This is a genomic window from Pedobacter humicola (genome assembly GCF_056490705.1).
In genome coordinates this window covers 152,371-168,160 of sequence record NZ_JBWJIG010000005.1, presented here as the reverse complement: position 1 = coordinate 168,160, position 15,790 = coordinate 152,371, and the positions used below count along the sequence as shown (strand labels likewise).

Annotated in this window: 17 protein-coding genes; 2 read left to right on the top strand and 15 right to left on the bottom strand. The window is 39.6% G+C overall.

Annotated features, from left to right (window positions below; all coding sequences use genetic code 11):
* The first annotated feature begins 294 nt into the window (after nt 1-294).
* Nucleotides 295-1,392 carry a slipin family protein gene (locus AC04Q1_RS10435; RefSeq protein ID WP_478364338.1) on the top strand — a complete coding sequence of 366 codons (1,098 nt, stop codon included), beginning with the start codon at nt 295-297 and terminating at the stop codon, nt 1,390-1,392.
* 61 nt (nt 1,393-1,453) lie between these two features.
* Nucleotides 1,454-2,878 carry an RtcB family protein gene (locus tag AC04Q1_RS10430; RefSeq protein WP_478364336.1) on the top strand — a complete coding sequence of 475 codons (1,425 nt, stop codon included), beginning with the start codon at nt 1,454-1,456 and terminating at the stop codon, nt 2,876-2,878.
* Nucleotides 2,879-3,189: 311 nt separating this feature from the next.
* Here the strand turns inward: AC04Q1_RS10430 and AC04Q1_RS10425 are convergent, their stop codons facing one another.
* The 15 genes from AC04Q1_RS10425 to argG all read right to left on the bottom strand — a co-directional run bounded on the left by AC04Q1_RS10425 (nt 3,190) and on the right by argG (nt 15,790).
* On the bottom strand, nt 3,190-4,443 hold the full coding sequence (locus AC04Q1_RS10425) for a pyridoxal phosphate-dependent aminotransferase (protein WP_478364334.1): 1,254 nt from the start codon (nt 4,441-4,443) through the stop codon (nt 3,190-3,192).
* Between the two features lies 1 nt (nt 4,444).
* Nucleotides 4,445-5,776, bottom strand: coding sequence for an argininosuccinate lyase (gene argH, locus AC04Q1_RS10420; protein WP_478364332.1), 1,332 nt, complete (start codon nt 5,774-5,776; stop codon nt 4,445-4,447).
* A gap of 57 nt (nt 5,777-5,833) precedes the next feature.
* Nucleotides 5,834-6,166, bottom strand: coding sequence for a DUF5615 family PIN-like protein (locus tag AC04Q1_RS10415; protein ID WP_478364330.1), 333 nt, complete (start codon nt 6,164-6,166; stop codon nt 5,834-5,836).
* Nucleotides 6,166-6,390, bottom strand: a complete 225-nt coding sequence (locus AC04Q1_RS10410; protein WP_293307326.1) for a DUF433 domain-containing protein — start codon at nt 6,388-6,390, stop codon at nt 6,166-6,168. The genes AC04Q1_RS10415 and AC04Q1_RS10410 overlap by 1 nt, the downstream gene beginning before the upstream one ends.
* A 64-nt stretch (nt 6,391-6,454) precedes the next feature.
* Nucleotides 6,455-7,522, bottom strand: a complete 1,068-nt coding sequence (locus AC04Q1_RS10405; RefSeq protein ID WP_478364328.1) for a M20 family metallo-hydrolase — start codon at nt 7,520-7,522, stop codon at nt 6,455-6,457.
* 108 nt (nt 7,523-7,630) lie between these two features.
* Nucleotides 7,631-8,440 (bottom strand): pyrroline-5-carboxylate reductase, encoded by an 810-nt coding sequence (gene proC / locus AC04Q1_RS10400; protein ID WP_478364326.1) that lies wholly within the window; start codon nt 8,438-8,440, stop codon nt 7,631-7,633.
* Between the two features lie 279 nt (nt 8,441-8,719).
* On the bottom strand, nt 8,720-9,556 hold the full coding sequence (argB, locus tag AC04Q1_RS10395; RefSeq protein ID WP_478364324.1) for an acetylglutamate kinase: 837 nt from the start codon (nt 9,554-9,556) through the stop codon (nt 8,720-8,722).
* A 125-nt stretch (nt 9,557-9,681) separates the two neighbouring features.
* On the bottom strand, nt 9,682-10,167 hold the full coding sequence (locus tag AC04Q1_RS10390; RefSeq protein ID WP_478364322.1) for a DUF1016 N-terminal domain-containing protein: 486 nt from the start codon (nt 10,165-10,167) through the stop codon (nt 9,682-9,684).
* 12 nt (nt 10,168-10,179) lie between these two features.
* Entirely contained in the window at nt 10,180-11,151 is a 972-nt protein-coding gene (locus AC04Q1_RS10385; protein WP_478364320.1) for a Rossmann-fold NAD(P)-binding domain-containing protein, read from the bottom strand.
* Between the two features lie 46 nt (nt 11,152-11,197).
* On the bottom strand, nt 11,198-12,328 hold the full coding sequence (locus tag AC04Q1_RS10380) for an aspartate aminotransferase family protein (protein WP_478364318.1): 1,131 nt from the start codon (nt 12,326-12,328) through the stop codon (nt 11,198-11,200).
* Nucleotides 12,329-12,403: 75 nt separating this feature from the next.
* Entirely contained in the window at nt 12,404-12,730 is a 327-nt protein-coding gene (locus AC04Q1_RS10375) for a four helix bundle protein (RefSeq protein WP_478364316.1), read from the bottom strand.
* Between the two features lie 41 nt (nt 12,731-12,771).
* On the bottom strand, nt 12,772-13,755 hold the full coding sequence (gene argC / locus AC04Q1_RS10370) for an N-acetyl-gamma-glutamyl-phosphate reductase (protein WP_478364314.1): 984 nt from the start codon (nt 13,753-13,755) through the stop codon (nt 12,772-12,774).
* A 2-nt stretch (nt 13,756-13,757) separates the two neighbouring features.
* A complete protein-coding gene (locus tag AC04Q1_RS10365; protein WP_478364312.1) occupies nt 13,758-14,243 on the bottom strand; it encodes a GNAT family N-acetyltransferase in 486 nt (161 codons plus the stop codon).
* A complete protein-coding gene (locus AC04Q1_RS10360) occupies nt 14,221-14,568 on the bottom strand; it encodes a cupin domain-containing protein (RefSeq protein ID WP_478364310.1) in 348 nt (115 codons plus the stop codon). Before AC04Q1_RS10360 ends, AC04Q1_RS10365 begins: the two co-directional genes overlap by 23 nt.
* A gap of 28 nt (nt 14,569-14,596) precedes the next feature.
* Nucleotides 14,597-15,790, bottom strand: a complete 1,194-nt coding sequence (gene argG, locus AC04Q1_RS10355) for an argininosuccinate synthase (protein ID WP_478364308.1) — start codon at nt 15,788-15,790, stop codon at nt 14,597-14,599.

The following is a 15,790-nucleotide window of genomic DNA, read 5'->3' as shown; positions in this document are numbered from 1 at the left end:
GGGTTTCTCGAAATCCAACAAGCAAATCTGCATTTGCTCAGTAAGCATCAGTGCAACAAGAAAAGATTTAAAAATCTAACAGGTTAAGAAAAAAAGGTAACATGCTCCAAGGGAGCCTAAACCCAATTAGAGAAACCTGATTTCATTTTTAAACAAGCTTGCTCAACTTTTACTTCCGCAGAAAACGGGTAAATGTGCTTCCGCAACGTTTTTAAAAGAATAATATAAATTAACAATACGCATTTAAGTCCTCCCCTTTAGGGGAGGATTTAGGTGGGGCTAACTCCAGAAAACATGAAAAGAGTAACTATTAACACCAATTATGTTGGATTGGTGTTTAAAAAAGGAAAATTAAAAAACGTTTTAACTGCGGGAACTTACTGGTTAGGTTTCGGTGAAAGCATCACTTTGTACGATATGGCAAAAGAGTATTACTACACAGTTGCCGAATTGGACATCTTGCTTGAAAACGCAGATTTTGTGAATTTGATCCACCTGGTAAATGTTGCAGATAATGAATTGGCTTTAGTTTATCAGAACAAAAATTTCAAATCTGTTTTAACCGCTGGCAGACATGCCATCTGGAAAGGTTTATCTGAATACAATTTTGTTAAGGTAAATATCAGTGATATCAATATTGATGCAACAATCGACAGAAACCTGTTGGAGAAAGCACCCTTATTGAATTACATCATGGCTTATAAAGTAGAATCTTTCGAAAAAGGCTTGTTATTTATTGATGGTAAATTTGAAAGGGTAATGGAAGCAGGAAACTATGTTTACTGGAAAAACAGCACGACTATTCAAGTTATAAAAACCGATATGAGACAATTGAATATGGAGATTATCGGCCAGGAAATTTTAACGAAAGACAAAGCACAATTGAGGGTAAACTTCAGTATTCAATATAAAGTTGATGACATCATCAAAGCGTTATTGGAGAACAAGGAATTCGAAAAACAATTGTACATCACGATGCAATTGGCCTTAAGAGAATGTATTGGCTTAATGACTTTTGACGAATTGATGGAGAGTAAAGAAAAAGTTGCCGAAATGGTCATGGCCATTACCTTGGATAAGGTTGAAAACCTGGGTGTAAAATTAAGCAACTGTGGCGTGAAAGACATCATTTTACCAGGCGATGTGAAGGAAATCATGAATCAGGTTTTAGTTGCCGAAAAAAGGGCACAAGCCAATATCATTACCCGAAGAGAGGAAACAGCCTCAACCAGAAGTTTGCTGAACACCGCCAAATTGATGGAAGACAACAACATGCTGTATAAATTGAAAGAGATGGAATACGTAGAGAAAATCGCGGAGAAAATCAACAACATCAGCTTATCAGGCAGTGGACAAATTGTAGATCAATTGAAACAGATCTTCGTAAAATAATTTAAATTTAGAAACCCCTCGGTCAGGTGAAGGATGCCTGCCGGGGATTAATGAATATACAATGAACAAAAATATAACAGGAAAAGACCTTATAGAAATAGGTTATTCCGAAGGAAAAGTAGTAGGCCTGGCTTTAGCTATTTTAAAAGAAAATTTTGAGGATACTGAAGAAAAAGAATTAATGGCCTTATTAAAAAAAATAAAGGATTATCCGGAAAGTTTTTTAGATGACGAAGTATTAGCTGTATTGGCAACCGCTGTAATTGAGGAAGCCAATCCAAAATCAGACGGAACTATTGAATTGATCAGCCATGCGAAAGATTATTCAATTTTCGGTGCGGATGATATTGAAGAAGGGGCCAGAAACCAAATGAATATCGCCATGAAACTACCGGTTTCGGTGGCTGGTGCATTAATGCCAGATGCACATCAAGGATATGGTTTACCAATTGGTGGTGTTTTGGCTACCAGAAATGCCATTATTCCTTACGGTGTGGGCGTAGATATCGGTTGCCGAATGGCTTTGAGTATTTTCGATATTCCAGAGAAACATTATTTCGGAAAGGATGCGATGTACAAAAGGGAACTAATTGCCTTTACCAAATTTGGTGCGGGTCAAAATTTTAAGGGGAATGAAAAAGCCGACCATGATGTTTTGGAAAATGAAGCTTTCAACTCTACTCCTTTTCTTAGAAATTTACACGGAAAAGCCTGGGCACAATTAGGAACTTCGGGTGGGGGTAACCACTTTGTAGAATGGGGTATCATCGATTTTGCGGAACGTGATGAGATTTTAAACATCGATAAAGGCCGTTATGTAGCCTTGTTAACACACTCAGGTTCCCGCGGCTTTGGCGCAACCATTGCGGGTCACTATACCAAACTGGCGAAAGAAATCTGTAAACTCCCTAAAGAGGCTGCAAACCTGGCTTATTTGGATTTGAATTCTGCCGAAGGGCAAGAGTATTGGATTGCCATGAACCTGGCTGGTGATTATGCCTCTGCCTGTCATGAGGTGATCCATAAAAGATTAACCAAAGCCATTGGTGCCAAAGTGTTGGCCAAAGTAGAAAACCACCATAATTTTGCCTGGAAAGAAATCCTGGATGGCGAAGAAGTAATTGTTCACCGAAAAGGGGCTACACCAGCAGGGAAAGGGGTAATGGGTATTATTCCAGGCAGCATGACTGCCCCCGGATTTTTGGTTAGGGGAAAGGGCGAAACCAGTGCGATTAATTCAGCCTCTCATGGCGCAGGTAGACAAATGAGCCGAACAAAGGCGATTCAATCGATTACCAAATCGGATATGAAAGCCATTTTGAAAGACCATAATGTTACCTTAATCGGTGCGGGTTTAGATGAAGCGCCGATGGCTTATAAAGACATTAACAAAGTGATGTCTGCACAAACTGAACTGGTTGATGTGGTGGCCAAATTTGAACCAAAAATGGTGCGAATGGCTGATGATGGAAGTAGAGAAGATTAGTCTTCAGTCCAAAGTCCTTAGTCTTAAGTCTACAGTAAAATCCAATAAAAAAAGTCGTCATTTCGACTGCAACGTAGTGGAATGGAGAGATCTAATCTCGCAAAAAAGAGCCTGAAAAAAGTTCAGGGTGACGACTCGCTTTAATTATCGTCATCTCGACTGGAGCGTAGCGTAGAGATCTATCCCGAGACAGATTTTGCTTCGCAGAGCCTTGGGGTTCTCGGCTGCGTTGTACTCCGCTTGAAATGACGATGAAATTAAAAAACCCTCTTCAAAATTAATTGAAGAGGGTTTCTTATCTATTTATAATCTTATTTCAGCTTACTCAATGCTGTTTTAATCCTTGGCAACATCTCTTTGATATCCTGCAAGGTACAAGCACCAACCGATGCCCTGAACCATGGCATGCTGTCTTCATTTCCGAAAGCAGAGAACGGTACTAATGCAGCCCCAGCTTCTTTGATCAGATAGAAATTTACATCGGCACTGTCTTTTAAAAGCTGACCATCTTCAGTAGTTTTTCCGATATAATCGATTTTAATGGTTAAATAAATGGCTCCCATTGGCTCCACTGCATCAACGTTAAAACCTTCGCTTTTTAATTCGTTAAAACCGTTGTAAAGCGCATTTAAACTATCCTGGATCTTACCTTTAAAGCTGGTTAAAAATGTATCAACCTGTGCCTTATCATTAAAATAGTTAGACATCGCTACCTGCTCGGCTTTTGGCGCCCAGGCGCCCATGTGGCCAACCAAGGCTTTCATTCTATTGATAATGTCTTCAGGACCAAAACCCCATCCTACACGTACGCCGGTTGCAGCCAAACATTTCGAACTGCCATCCACAAAAATCGTAAATGGTCTCATTTCCGGACGTAAAGAAACCGGATTTACATGCTCTTTCCCGAAAGTTAAAAGTGAATAAATCTGATCATACATCAGGTAAAGCGGCTTTTCGTCAGCACCACGTGAGGCGTTTTCTTCTAAAACAGCATCGCAGATTTCTGCTAATGAATCTGCATCGAACATTGTACCTGTTGGATTTAGAGGTGAACACAAAGCCAATAATGTTGCGCCTTTTAAATGCGGTTTTAATTGTGCAGCCGTTGGCATAAAGTTATGCGCAGCATCTGTTTCAACAGCAATTGTTTTTGCCGAAGTTAAATGAGCATAGTGGTTATTGTTCCAGGATGGTGCAGGAAAAACTACTGTATCACCCGGATCGATCAAAGCCAAATAAGTAGCATAAATTAACGGACGTGAACCACCAGAAACTAAAATGCTGTTCGTGTTGTATGCTAAGCCGAATCTTTCCTTCAACAATTCTGAAACGGTTTCGCGCAATGGCAAAACACCATCAGCAGGTGGATAATTGGTTTGATTGGCATTGTACGCATCCACAATTCCAGCTTTTAATTCAGTTGGGATCGGGTAAATATTTGCATCAAAATCACCTATGGTTAAGTTGGCAATTGAAGCACCTTTGCGCTTCATTTCATTAACCTCATTACCGATTTTTATAATTTCTGAGCCAATTAATGCACTGGCCAATACTGAAACTTTCATATTATGCTATTAAATCTTCTATTGCTTTATTCACTTTCCCGAAGCCAAATTGCGACAAAACATCCTGCATTGCTGCAGAAATCTGTGCGTTACAAAGGTTGCCGATGCTACCTTCATGTGTATGATGTATCTGGCCAGAGGGTGCAAAAGTACCATTTTCTATCTGTTCGCCAACAATTTTATAAGCCTCCCTAAAAGGAACACCCTGCAAAGCCAGATCGTTCACTACTTCAACGCTAAACAGGTAGTCGTATTTTTTATCTTTCAAAATATCATCCTTGATGGTGATGTTCTGGAACATAAAAGTGGCTATTTCCAAACATTCGTTCAGAGAAGTAATTGCCGGGAAAAGATTTTCTTTTAGTAATTGCAGATCGCGGTGATAACCTGATGGCAAATTGGTGATCATCATGGCAATTTCATTAGGCAAAGCCTGGATTTTATTACAACGTGAGCGGATCAGTTCAAAAACATCAGGATTTTTCTTATGCGGCATAATACTCGAACCCGTGGTCAGTTCTGCCGGAAAACTAATGAAACCGAAATTCTGATTGATAAACAAACATACATCCATCGCCATTTTGGCTAAAGTTGCGGCTACTGCCGACATCGCCTGTGCTAAAATTCTTTCCGTTTTCCCTCTACCCATCTGCGCATAAACCACGTTATAGTTTAAACTTTCGAAACCTAATAATTCAGTGGTTAAAGTTCTGTTTAAAGGAAATGACGAACCATAACCCGCTGCAGAACCCAGAGGGTTTTTGTTACAGATTTTCCAGGCAGCCAACATCAGTTCCATATCATCGGCAAGGCTTTCGGCATAAGCGCCAAACCATAAACCAAAAGAAGATGGCATGGCAATCTGCAAGTGCGTATAACCTGGCATCAATTTATCTTGGTGTGTATTGCTTAGTTCGATTAACTGGTTAAATAAGGTTGAAGTTTGATTCACCATATCTTCGATACAGGCCCTGAAAAACAATTTCAAATCAACCAGAACCTGATCATTACGTGATCTGCCACTGTGGATTTTTTTGCCTGCTTCTCCAATGCGTTGCGTAAGTAGCCACTCTACCTGCGAGTGCACATCTTCTACACTGTTTTCTATCGTAAAATTACCAGCTTCAATTTCAGCGTAAATGTTTTTCAATTCTTGCTGAACTGTTTTTAATTCCTCGGCGGTGAGCAGATTGATCGTTTCCAGCATTTGCGTATGTGCCAAAGAGCCCAAAACATCAAATTTTGCCATCTGCAGATCCAGTTCGCGGTCTTTCCCTACTGTAAAACTTTCTACAAACTGATTAACATCTATATTTTTTTGCCAGATTTTCATTATTGTCTTTATTTTTTAACGGGCAATGAAGCTTGCTAAGGTTTCATATTCCATTATTTACTGAAGTTCTAAACAAGAAAATTCATCCTGTTTTATAAAATCATTTATTAATTCTCTTTTTCCGATTAAGGTTTTGGCAATTCCAACAGTGGTATTATTCTCAAAGCGAAGCCATATTATTTTGGGAGGATGCCCATATAAGTTCGAAAATTCGTAAAAATCTGCATCGAAGGTCACAATTACATAGCCGTTTTGACCAGCAAAAGTCCAGATATCCTTATCTGACCTGTTTTCTAATCTTAAACGCCTTATTTGATCACAAACTGGAAAATCAGTCCCTAAAAGTTTTGTTATCCTATGTGATATGTTTTGATCGAACAATAATTTCACTAGGCAACTCTTATGTTATGCTCCCTATCTGCAGAGTAGGCCAGACAGGCTAATACTTCTTCTTCTTTAATTTCAGGAAAATCTTCTAAAATGTTCTGAATAGTCATCCCGTTAGACAACCAACTTAAAACATCATAAACAGCAATTCTGGTCCCTTTTATACAAGGCCTACCAAAGCGTTTGTTTGAATCGATTTCTATGAAATTAGAATAAGTTTTCATCATGTAAAGATAAGCAATATTATAAGATTTCACTCATAGACAACTTTAAACCTTTGATTTCGAAGCTTTAACCTTCAATAACGGGTTTTAACATATTTACATACCCTGCTACACCTTCAGCCACTTCTCGCACAAATAAAAACTCATCGGCCATATGTGAGCGGCCCGAAAAGCCAGGACCACACTTTACTGATGGAATATCTAACAATGCCTGATCGGATGTAGTTGGCGAACCATAAGTAGTTCTTCCGAGTGCAACACCGGCTTGAACAACAGGGTGGTTTTTATCAATCGACGATGGTTTTAAGCGGATCGAACGTGGCGTAACATCACAATCAACATTTGCCCTGATAATTTCTAAAACTTCCTCATTGGTGTAGGCATCTGTAACCCGGACATCAACAGTAAAAGTGCAGTTTGCCGGCACAACATTGTGTTGAGAACCTGCATTGATGATGGTAACCGTCATTTTCAACGGACCGAAAACATCAGATACTTTTGGGAACTGATAATTCCTAAACCACTCAATATCTTTTAAAGCTTTGTAAATGGCATTCTCTCCTTCTTCGCGGGCAGCATGACCAGCTTTACCGTGAGATACGCAATCTAACACCAATAAACCACGTTCGGCAATGGCCAAATTCATTTCTGTTGGCTCACCAACGATCCCGAATTCCAGCTCCCCTAAATCTGGCAGCACCAGCTCTAAGCCGTTGTTGCCTGAAATTTCTTCTTCGGCAGTTGCGGCCAAACAGATATTATATTTTAAATCTTCCTGTTCGTAATAGTACAAAAACGTCCCGATTAGCGAAACCAAACATCCTCCTGCATCATTACTGCCTAAACCAAACAGTTTATCACCCTCAATTGCAGCGTCGTACGGATCGCGTGTATAACCAGAATTCGGCTTAACTGTATCATGATGCGAGTTTAACAACAGCGTTGGCTTACTGGCATCGAAATGTTTGTTGTAGGCCCAAACGTTGTTCATCTTACGCTGGGTTTTAATCCCTCTCTCTTCCAGAAACTGAGCGATTAAATTCGCCGTCCGGTCTTCTTCTTTGCTAAAAGACTGGATGCGAATTAACTGCCGCAATAAATCCAGACTTTCTTTTTGTATATTTTCTAGTAACATAGTAACAAGTAATTAGTATCAAGTTGCAAGACTTTCAGCATTCCTGTCTGCTAACCATTAACCTCTTTATTTATTGAAGGGGATACATCTTCCATTTCACATCTGCCATTAACCTTCTTTAGTATACAAATTCCCTGCTTTTAAAGCCGAAAGTTTAATACCTTTTATTAATGAAGAACTAAAGCCATTGTGTTCCATTTCGTTTAAGCCGGCAATGGTACAACCCTTCGGCGAAGTTACCTTATCTATTTCTGATTCCGGGTGTGTTCCGTGCAATAAAAGCAAATCGGCTGCTCCTTTTGCGGTTTGAACGGCCATTTTCAAAGCCTCATCGGCATGGAAACCGATTTCAACGCCACCTTGCGATGCTGCGCGGATCGCCCTTAAGAAAAACGCGATGCCACAAGCGCATAGTGCTGTTGCAGAAGTCATTAAATCTTCATTAATCTTAACAACAGAACCAACCGTTTCAAACATTTTGGTCACATCTGCAATATTTGCTGCTGAGGCATTATCGCTGGCCATGCAGGTCATGGATTGTCCGATGGCGATTGCCGTATTTGGCATTACCCGGATTACTTCAACATTATCGCCCAATTTTTCCCTAACTGCAGCACAGCTCACACCTGAAATTACCGAAATAACCAAGTGTTTCGCCGGAACAACTGAAGTTTGAATTTCATCAAGAACCGTATTTAACTGTTGTGGCAGAACGGCTAAAATCACAACATCAGCATCAATAACAGCCTGTTTATTGTTATTGCTGATGTTAAAACCAGCTTCAGCAAAAGATTTTAAATGGTCTGTATTTCTACGGGTAAGCGTGATGTCGGTTGCTTGAGCAAAGTCGGCCTTCACCAAACCTTTTGCTAAAGATAAACCGATATTTCCGCTCCCAATGATGGCTATTTTTTTCATGATTATTAATTTTCCTGCGGGTTGATTACACAGATTTATATTTTTTGAAAAGCAATTTCAGTAATGCTATTGATCTTTAGTCCTGCTATCCGTTACAAGTCCCGATGAAAAATCGGGAGCTTTTCACTGCTATCAGGTTTAGTTGGCAAAAGCAGAAATTAATCGGTTTCTTTTTCATGCCATTCTTTGCGTTCTTCGTGTCTGGGTGGTTAATACACTTAAAAAAATTCCAGGCACCTCATTAAAACTCTCCACCTTCAACCTTTCAGCCCCCTACCTTTACTTCAGCATCTTCGTTCCAAAAGTTCCTGCTGCAAGTTCAGAAAGTTCATCAGCTTTACCAATGTACACTGCCGAAACTCCTTTTTTAATGGCCTCAAAAGCGTTGTGTAATTTTGGGATCATTCCACCTTGCACCGCTCCATCTGCCTTTAATCCTTCAAATTCATCAGCTTTGATTTCTCTCACTACAGAACTGTCATCATTCACATCTTTAAGTACACCTTTTTTCTCAAAGCAATATACCAAACGTGTTTCATATAAAGCAGACATGGCCACTGCAACAGAAGATGCAATGGTATCTGCATTGGTATTTAAAAGCTGTGTGGCACCGTCGTGTGTAATGGCACATAAAACCGGAACCAATCCTGCTTTCAGCAAACTATCTAAAGTTGCCGAAGAAACAGAATCTTCATCCAAATCGCCCACAAAACCATAGTCAATTACAGCTCCTGCCATTGGGCCACCCTCAGCACCATAAGTTTTGGTACTAACCGGCCTTTTTTTTGCTTTGATCACGTTACCGTCGGCTCCACTTAAACCAATGGCATTGCTACCTTTGGCCTGCAATTGAGCAACCATATTTTTATTGATCAAACCAGCATAAACCATCGTTACAATTCGCAAGGTTTCGATATCGGTAATTCTTCTACCCTCAACCATTTTAGCCTCGATGCCTAACGATTCGCCAAGTTCGGTTGCAATTTTACCGCCACCATGAACTAGGATTTTATCTCCTGGCAAAGCCGTAAAATCAAGCAAAAACTGATGCAGGTTTTGCGAGTTATCGATTACGTTTCCGCCGATTTTGATGATAGTGAGTTGTTTATTCTTCATTTTTATAGAAAATTTCTGAAAGCTGGTGTAGTTTTTCTACAAGTAATTTTTTATCAATGAGTTTAGTTTCATAATCTGCAATTAAAGCAGGCGACAAATTTCTGGCTAGCGCATATTCCACAACTTCAACATCTTCTCTCGAGTTCCCGTGTAGATAATTTTTCATTTATACTTTGATAGAGGTAAAATAATTTCTCCTCATTTGTTTTTGTTTTGGCTAAAATCAACAAATGATTGGTCCAGCTAATTTGTGTCAGCAGCGCTGACACAACCTTATCACCCTCTATATCAGAATTTTGAATTTGTGCCGCCAGTGCTGACACTAATTCATGATTACTATAAACTTCGTAGAATTGTTTCATTCCATAAAGTCCGCGACGGTTAAATCCTTTCAACAAAGGTTGTTTCCCGGCAATGTAACTTGCTAAATCGTTTACAGTTCCATCACCCCATTTACCATTGGCAACCTTTTCGGAAACTATTTGGCCAACATTAAAATATAACATCACCAATTCTGCATTCGCTTTACTGTAAACCCTATTTCGAGCCTCTGTAATAAGCAAAATAATGTTTTCAAAATCAGGAATTATATTTTTTGTTAGCTCACTCATCCGATTAAAGGTTTACAATTCCTCCAATATCGCTTTAATTACCGCCTGCGCAGCCCATAAGCGATTTCCTGCTTCATGAACAACCAATGAATTTGGTCCGTCCAAAATCTCTGATGATAATTCTAAATCTCGGCGAACGGGCAAACAGTGCATCACTTTAGCATCGTTCGTGAATTTCAGCTTTTCATTGTTCATCATCCAGCCATCGGGGTAAGTTAATACTTTACCATATTCTTTATAACTGCTCCAGTTTTTCACATACACATAATCAGCTCCGGCCAAGGCCTCTTCTAAATTATACTGGATGTTTGCTCCCGGTGTAAAATCTTCTGACAGTTCGTAACCTTCTGGTTGTGCAATTGTAAAATCGATCATGCCTTCCGCCTGAGCTTTACACATCCATTCTGCAAAAGAATTTGGCACCGCCTGAGGCAGGGCTTTAACATGGGGTGCCCAGGCCAAAACTACTTTGGGTTTACGTCCATCAGGTTGTTTGGTCCAGGTTTCGTGGATGGTAATAATATCGGCAAAACTTTGCAATGGGTGGCGTGTTGCACTTTCTAAACTCACTACCGGTACAGCGCAATATTTCACGAATTTATTAAAGAAATCTTCGCTATAATCCTCATCACGGTTATTCAGTTTTGGAAAAGAACGTAAGCCTAAAATATCGCAATATTGGCCCATTACAGCCGCTGCCTCGCGGATATGCTCAACCGTTGAGCCATTCATCACCACACCATCCTGCGTTTCTAATGCCCAGCCTTCCTTATCCATGTTCATTACCATTACGTTCATACCTAAGTTTAAGGCCGCTTTTTGCGTACTTAACCGGGTACGTAAACTCGGATTCATAAAAACCAAACCTAAAGTTTTGTTCTTACCTAAATCTTGGTGCGCATAAGGATTTGCTTTTAACGCAAGGGCATCATTTACAAACTGTTTGATGCTTGGAACATCGTGTACGGAAGTGAAAAGTTTCATTTTTTAAAGCTTAAAAGGTGCTTCGACAGGCTCAGCATGACAATATCTATTTTACTAATTTTCTAAACGCTGCCAAAAACTCGTCAGCATGTGCTTTTGTTAAATTTAAAGCAGGTAATAAACGGATCACGTTCGGTTTAGCCTCTCCGGTAAAAATATGGTGTGTAAACAATAATTCTTTTTTAACATGGGCCAGTTCTGCTGGCAACTCAATACCAATCATTAACCCACGGCCACGAACTTCTACCACTTGCTCGAATTTTTTCAATTCGGCAATTAAGTAATTTCCTACCTCTTCGGCATTTTTCATGAGGTTTTCTTGTTGCATCACTTCTAAAACCGCTAAAGCAGCAGCACAGGCTAAATGGTTACCACCAAAAGTTGTACCCAACTCTCCATGCCAGGGTTTGAATTTAGGAGCGATAGAAATTCCAGCTACCGGAAACCCATTTCCCATGCCCTTTGCCATGGTATACACATCAGCTTCAACACCCGCGTAATCGTGCGAATAAAACAAGCCTGTACGACCGTAGCCACATTGAACTGAATCGGCAATGTAAACCACGTTATATTCATCACAAAGCGAACGGATTTTTTGCAGGAAACTTTTCGAAGCTTCTTTAATGCCACCAACACCCTGAATACCTTCTATAATTACAGCAGAAATATCATTTCCCTGTGCTTTGAAAGTTTCTTCCAAAGCAATCTCGTTATTAAAAGGCAAAAAGATTACATTTTCAGTCTGGTTAACCGGAGCTACGATTTTAGGATTATCCGTTACGGCAACGGCTAAAGATGTACGTCCGTGGAAAGCACCCGAAAAAGCGATTACCTTTTTTCTTCCATTGTAAAATGAAGCGAGTTTTAAAGCATTTTCGTTGGCCTCAGCACCAGAATTACATAAAAAGAGCTGAAAATCTTTTTTACCAGAAACCGTTCCCAACAATTCTGCAAGCTGAACCTGCAAAGGAATTTTTACTGAATTTGAATAAAAACCAACTTTATTTAATTGATCTGTCAAGCGGTTTACGTAATGCGGATTGGTATGGCCAATCGAAATTACGGCATGGCCACCATATAAATCTAGATATTGTTGCTCGTTAGCATCCCAAACATTGCTGCCTGCTGCTCTTGTTATTTCTATATCATTAAGTGGGTAAACGTCGAATAGTTGCATATTTTTGAGGTATAAGGTTTGAGGTGTAGGGTTTAAGGCTTTTTCCCCCACTTCTCAAAAATTTTAAAAATGAAATTAGCTTGCCCTAACTTCGTTAATTGATTTGTTTACTTTTAAATAATCATCTTCGCTTATATACTTTAATTCAGAAGCACATAAACAGCAATAATCTATCTCGTTTGCGGAACCTAAAGCATTATCAAAAAAATGTGCAAAATCCTTATCTGTAAATCTCCCACATCCTTCAACTATGTTTAAGGGAATAGATAATGAAGCTCTGGTGAGTTGTGAGGTTAATTCAAATCGCTCTTCTTTTGGAAATTGAGTTGCAATATTCTTTTTGATGAACATATTTAGCTCATGTGCTTTTTTCCAAACGTCAAGTTTTTTATAATCTCTCATGCTTTTACCTTACGCCTTAAACCTTACACCCTCCACCGTAATTAAAAATTCGCTGCCTTCAATTTAAGTCCGGCAGTTTCATCCAAACCAAACATTAAGTTCATATTCTGAACCGCCTGTCCGCTGGCGCCTTTAAGCAGGTTATCAATAATGCTGATGATAAATAATTTACCGCCATGTTTTTCGACATGGATCAATGCTTTATTGGTATTCACCACCTGTTTTAAATCGATGTTTTTCCGGCTTACGTGCGTGAAAGGATGATTGCTATAATATTCCTCGTAGATGTTTTGCGCTTCTTCTAAACTAGAATCACTTTCCAGATACATGGCAGCCAAAATACCCCTGGTAAATGCACCACGTTGTGGGATAAAATTTAAAGCTTCAGAAAGCGATGGCTGCAATTGTAACAAACTCTCACTGATCTCGTTCAGATGTTGGTGTTCAAATGCTTTGTAGACCGAAAGGTTATTGTTTCTCCAGCTAAAGTGCGAAGTTGCTGATAAACCTTGCCCAGCTCCTGTAGATCCAGTGGTCGCATTGATATGGACTTCGTTATTGATCAAACCTTTTGATGCCAACGGCAATAAACCCAACTGGATGCAGGTTGCAAAACAGCCTGGGTTGGCAATATTTTTAGCCGATTTAATTTGATCACGGTTTAGTTCCGGTAATCCATAAACGAATTCGCGGTTTTCGAAACTAGATTTTTCATGCAACCTGAAATCCTGTGATAAATCGATGATTTTAATGTTCTCGTTAATTGGGTTAGCGGCCAAAAACTTTTTCGCATCGCCATGCCCAACACATAGAAAAAGTACATCGATATCCTGGGGAATATCACTTACAAATTTTAAATCCGTATCGCCGATTAAATCAGTGTGTACATCAGAAATTAAGTTCCCGGCATTACTTGTGCTGTTTACAAAAGCAATTTCAACATTTGGGTGATTCACCAAAATGCGTAACATTTCGCCTCCCGTGTAACCCGCTCCGCCTATTATTCCTGCTTTAATTTTGTTCATCTCTATGCGTTTAGTGCTATTTTATAAAGAAAAAATTCTGTGTCTTCACCCTGTTTTACAAAACCTATATTTTCATACAAACGCTGTGCAGCGTCATTATCAACAGCGGTTTCCAATTGTACAAATGTAGATCCATTGTTCCTGGCAAAATCCATTACTGTCTTAATTAACTTTTCGCCAATGCCCTGTTTACGGTGATCCGCATTAACATACAAATCGTTTAAAATCCAGTTTTTACATAATCTTACCGACGAATATTTAGGATATAACTGCGTAAAACCGACCGCCTGCTTTGTATTATTATCAATGGCCACAAAAACAATAGACTCGTTATGTTGCAATCTTTCGTCCAGGAAAGCTTTAGCCATTCCGATATCCGAAAACTGATTGTAAAACATACGATATTGGTTAAACAGTCCAGCTACTAAGTGGGTTTCTGCTGATCCAATCTGTTTAACCGTTATATTATTCACAATCAGTCCTGTCATTTTGGGTTGATGGATATGAAAAAAGTATAAATTCAAGATCGTCAACGCCTTTGTTCATAATCTTATGTTTGTCTCCCGCTTTAATCTGCAAACCTGAATGGGCATCAACTATAAAGCTTTCACCCTCTACCAAAAACGTAGCTTCTCCTTTCAATATGAAGAAAAACTGTTCTGCATAGGTATGGAAGTGTAATTTTTCAGCAGTTTGAGCCGGCATCAACTCTTGTTTAACCACCGCTTCCGGCCTGCTTATAAAATTCCATCCATCACAGTTATCGCCCCATTTGTAGTGGCCTAAACAATTCTCTTTTGAAAGGATCTTCATCGTATCAAGTATTTAGTATCAGCACCTGCTAGCCTTCAACCTCACTATTCACTTTGTGCCAGATCATAACCTGGTTACCAAATATCTTAGAGAAACCTTTCACATCCTCTCCGCTCCAGGCATTGTTCATTTCGCCGTAGCTGCCAAATTTATTGCTCATTAAATCGTGGTCAGATTCGATGCCGATAATCTGGAAACGGTATGGCAACAATTCTACAAACACTTTACCGCTCACAAACTTTTGTGTATCGGCCAAAAACGCCTCTATATTCCGCATAATCGGATCGTGGAACTGCCCCTCGTGCAGCCAGTTTCCATAGAAAGATGACAATTGTTCTTTCCAGCTTAACTGCCATTTCGTTAAAGTATGTTTTTCTAAAGTATGGTGTGCTTTGATAATGATGATCGGTGCAGCAGCCTCGAAACCCACTCGGCCTTTAATACCGATAATGGTATCTCCAACGTGAATATCTCTGCCAATACCGAATGGTTGGGCAATGGCCTGTAATTTCTGGATCGCCCTCACAGGAGCCAGTTTTTCACCATCAATAGCAACCAATTCACCTTTTTCAAATGTTAATTCAACTTTGCGCGATCCGGTTTCCGAAACCTGGGTCGGCCAGGCACTTTCAGGTAAGGTTTCGTGAGAGGTTAAAGTTTCCTTTCCGCCTACCGAAGTTCCCCATAAACCTTTGTTGATCGAATATCTGGCTTTTTCGGCACTATATTCTACTCCGTGCGCAGCTAAATATTCTATTTCCGCTTCGCGGGATAATTTTAAATCTCTAATCGGGGTAATGATTTCAACTCCTGGAATTAAAATATTAAAAATCATGTCGAAACGTACCTGGTCGTTACCAGCCCCTGTACTTCCATGTGCTACATAATCGGCACCGATTTTTTTAACATAATTGGCGATAGCGGTGGCCTGACTCACACGTTCAGCACTAACAGATAATGGATAAGTAGCATTTTTTAATACGTTGCCAAAAACCAGGTATTTGATACAACCTTCATAATAATTTTCCGTTTCATCTACAACAGCATGCGATTTTACGCCCAAAGCATACGCTCTTTTCTCAATTTCCTGCAATTCTTCATCAGAGAAACCACCAGTATTTACAATTACCGAGTGAACTTCCAATCCGCGATCCTGTGCCAGGTAAATACAACAAAATGAGGTATCTAATCCTCCGCTAAATGCTAAAACAACTTTTTTCAT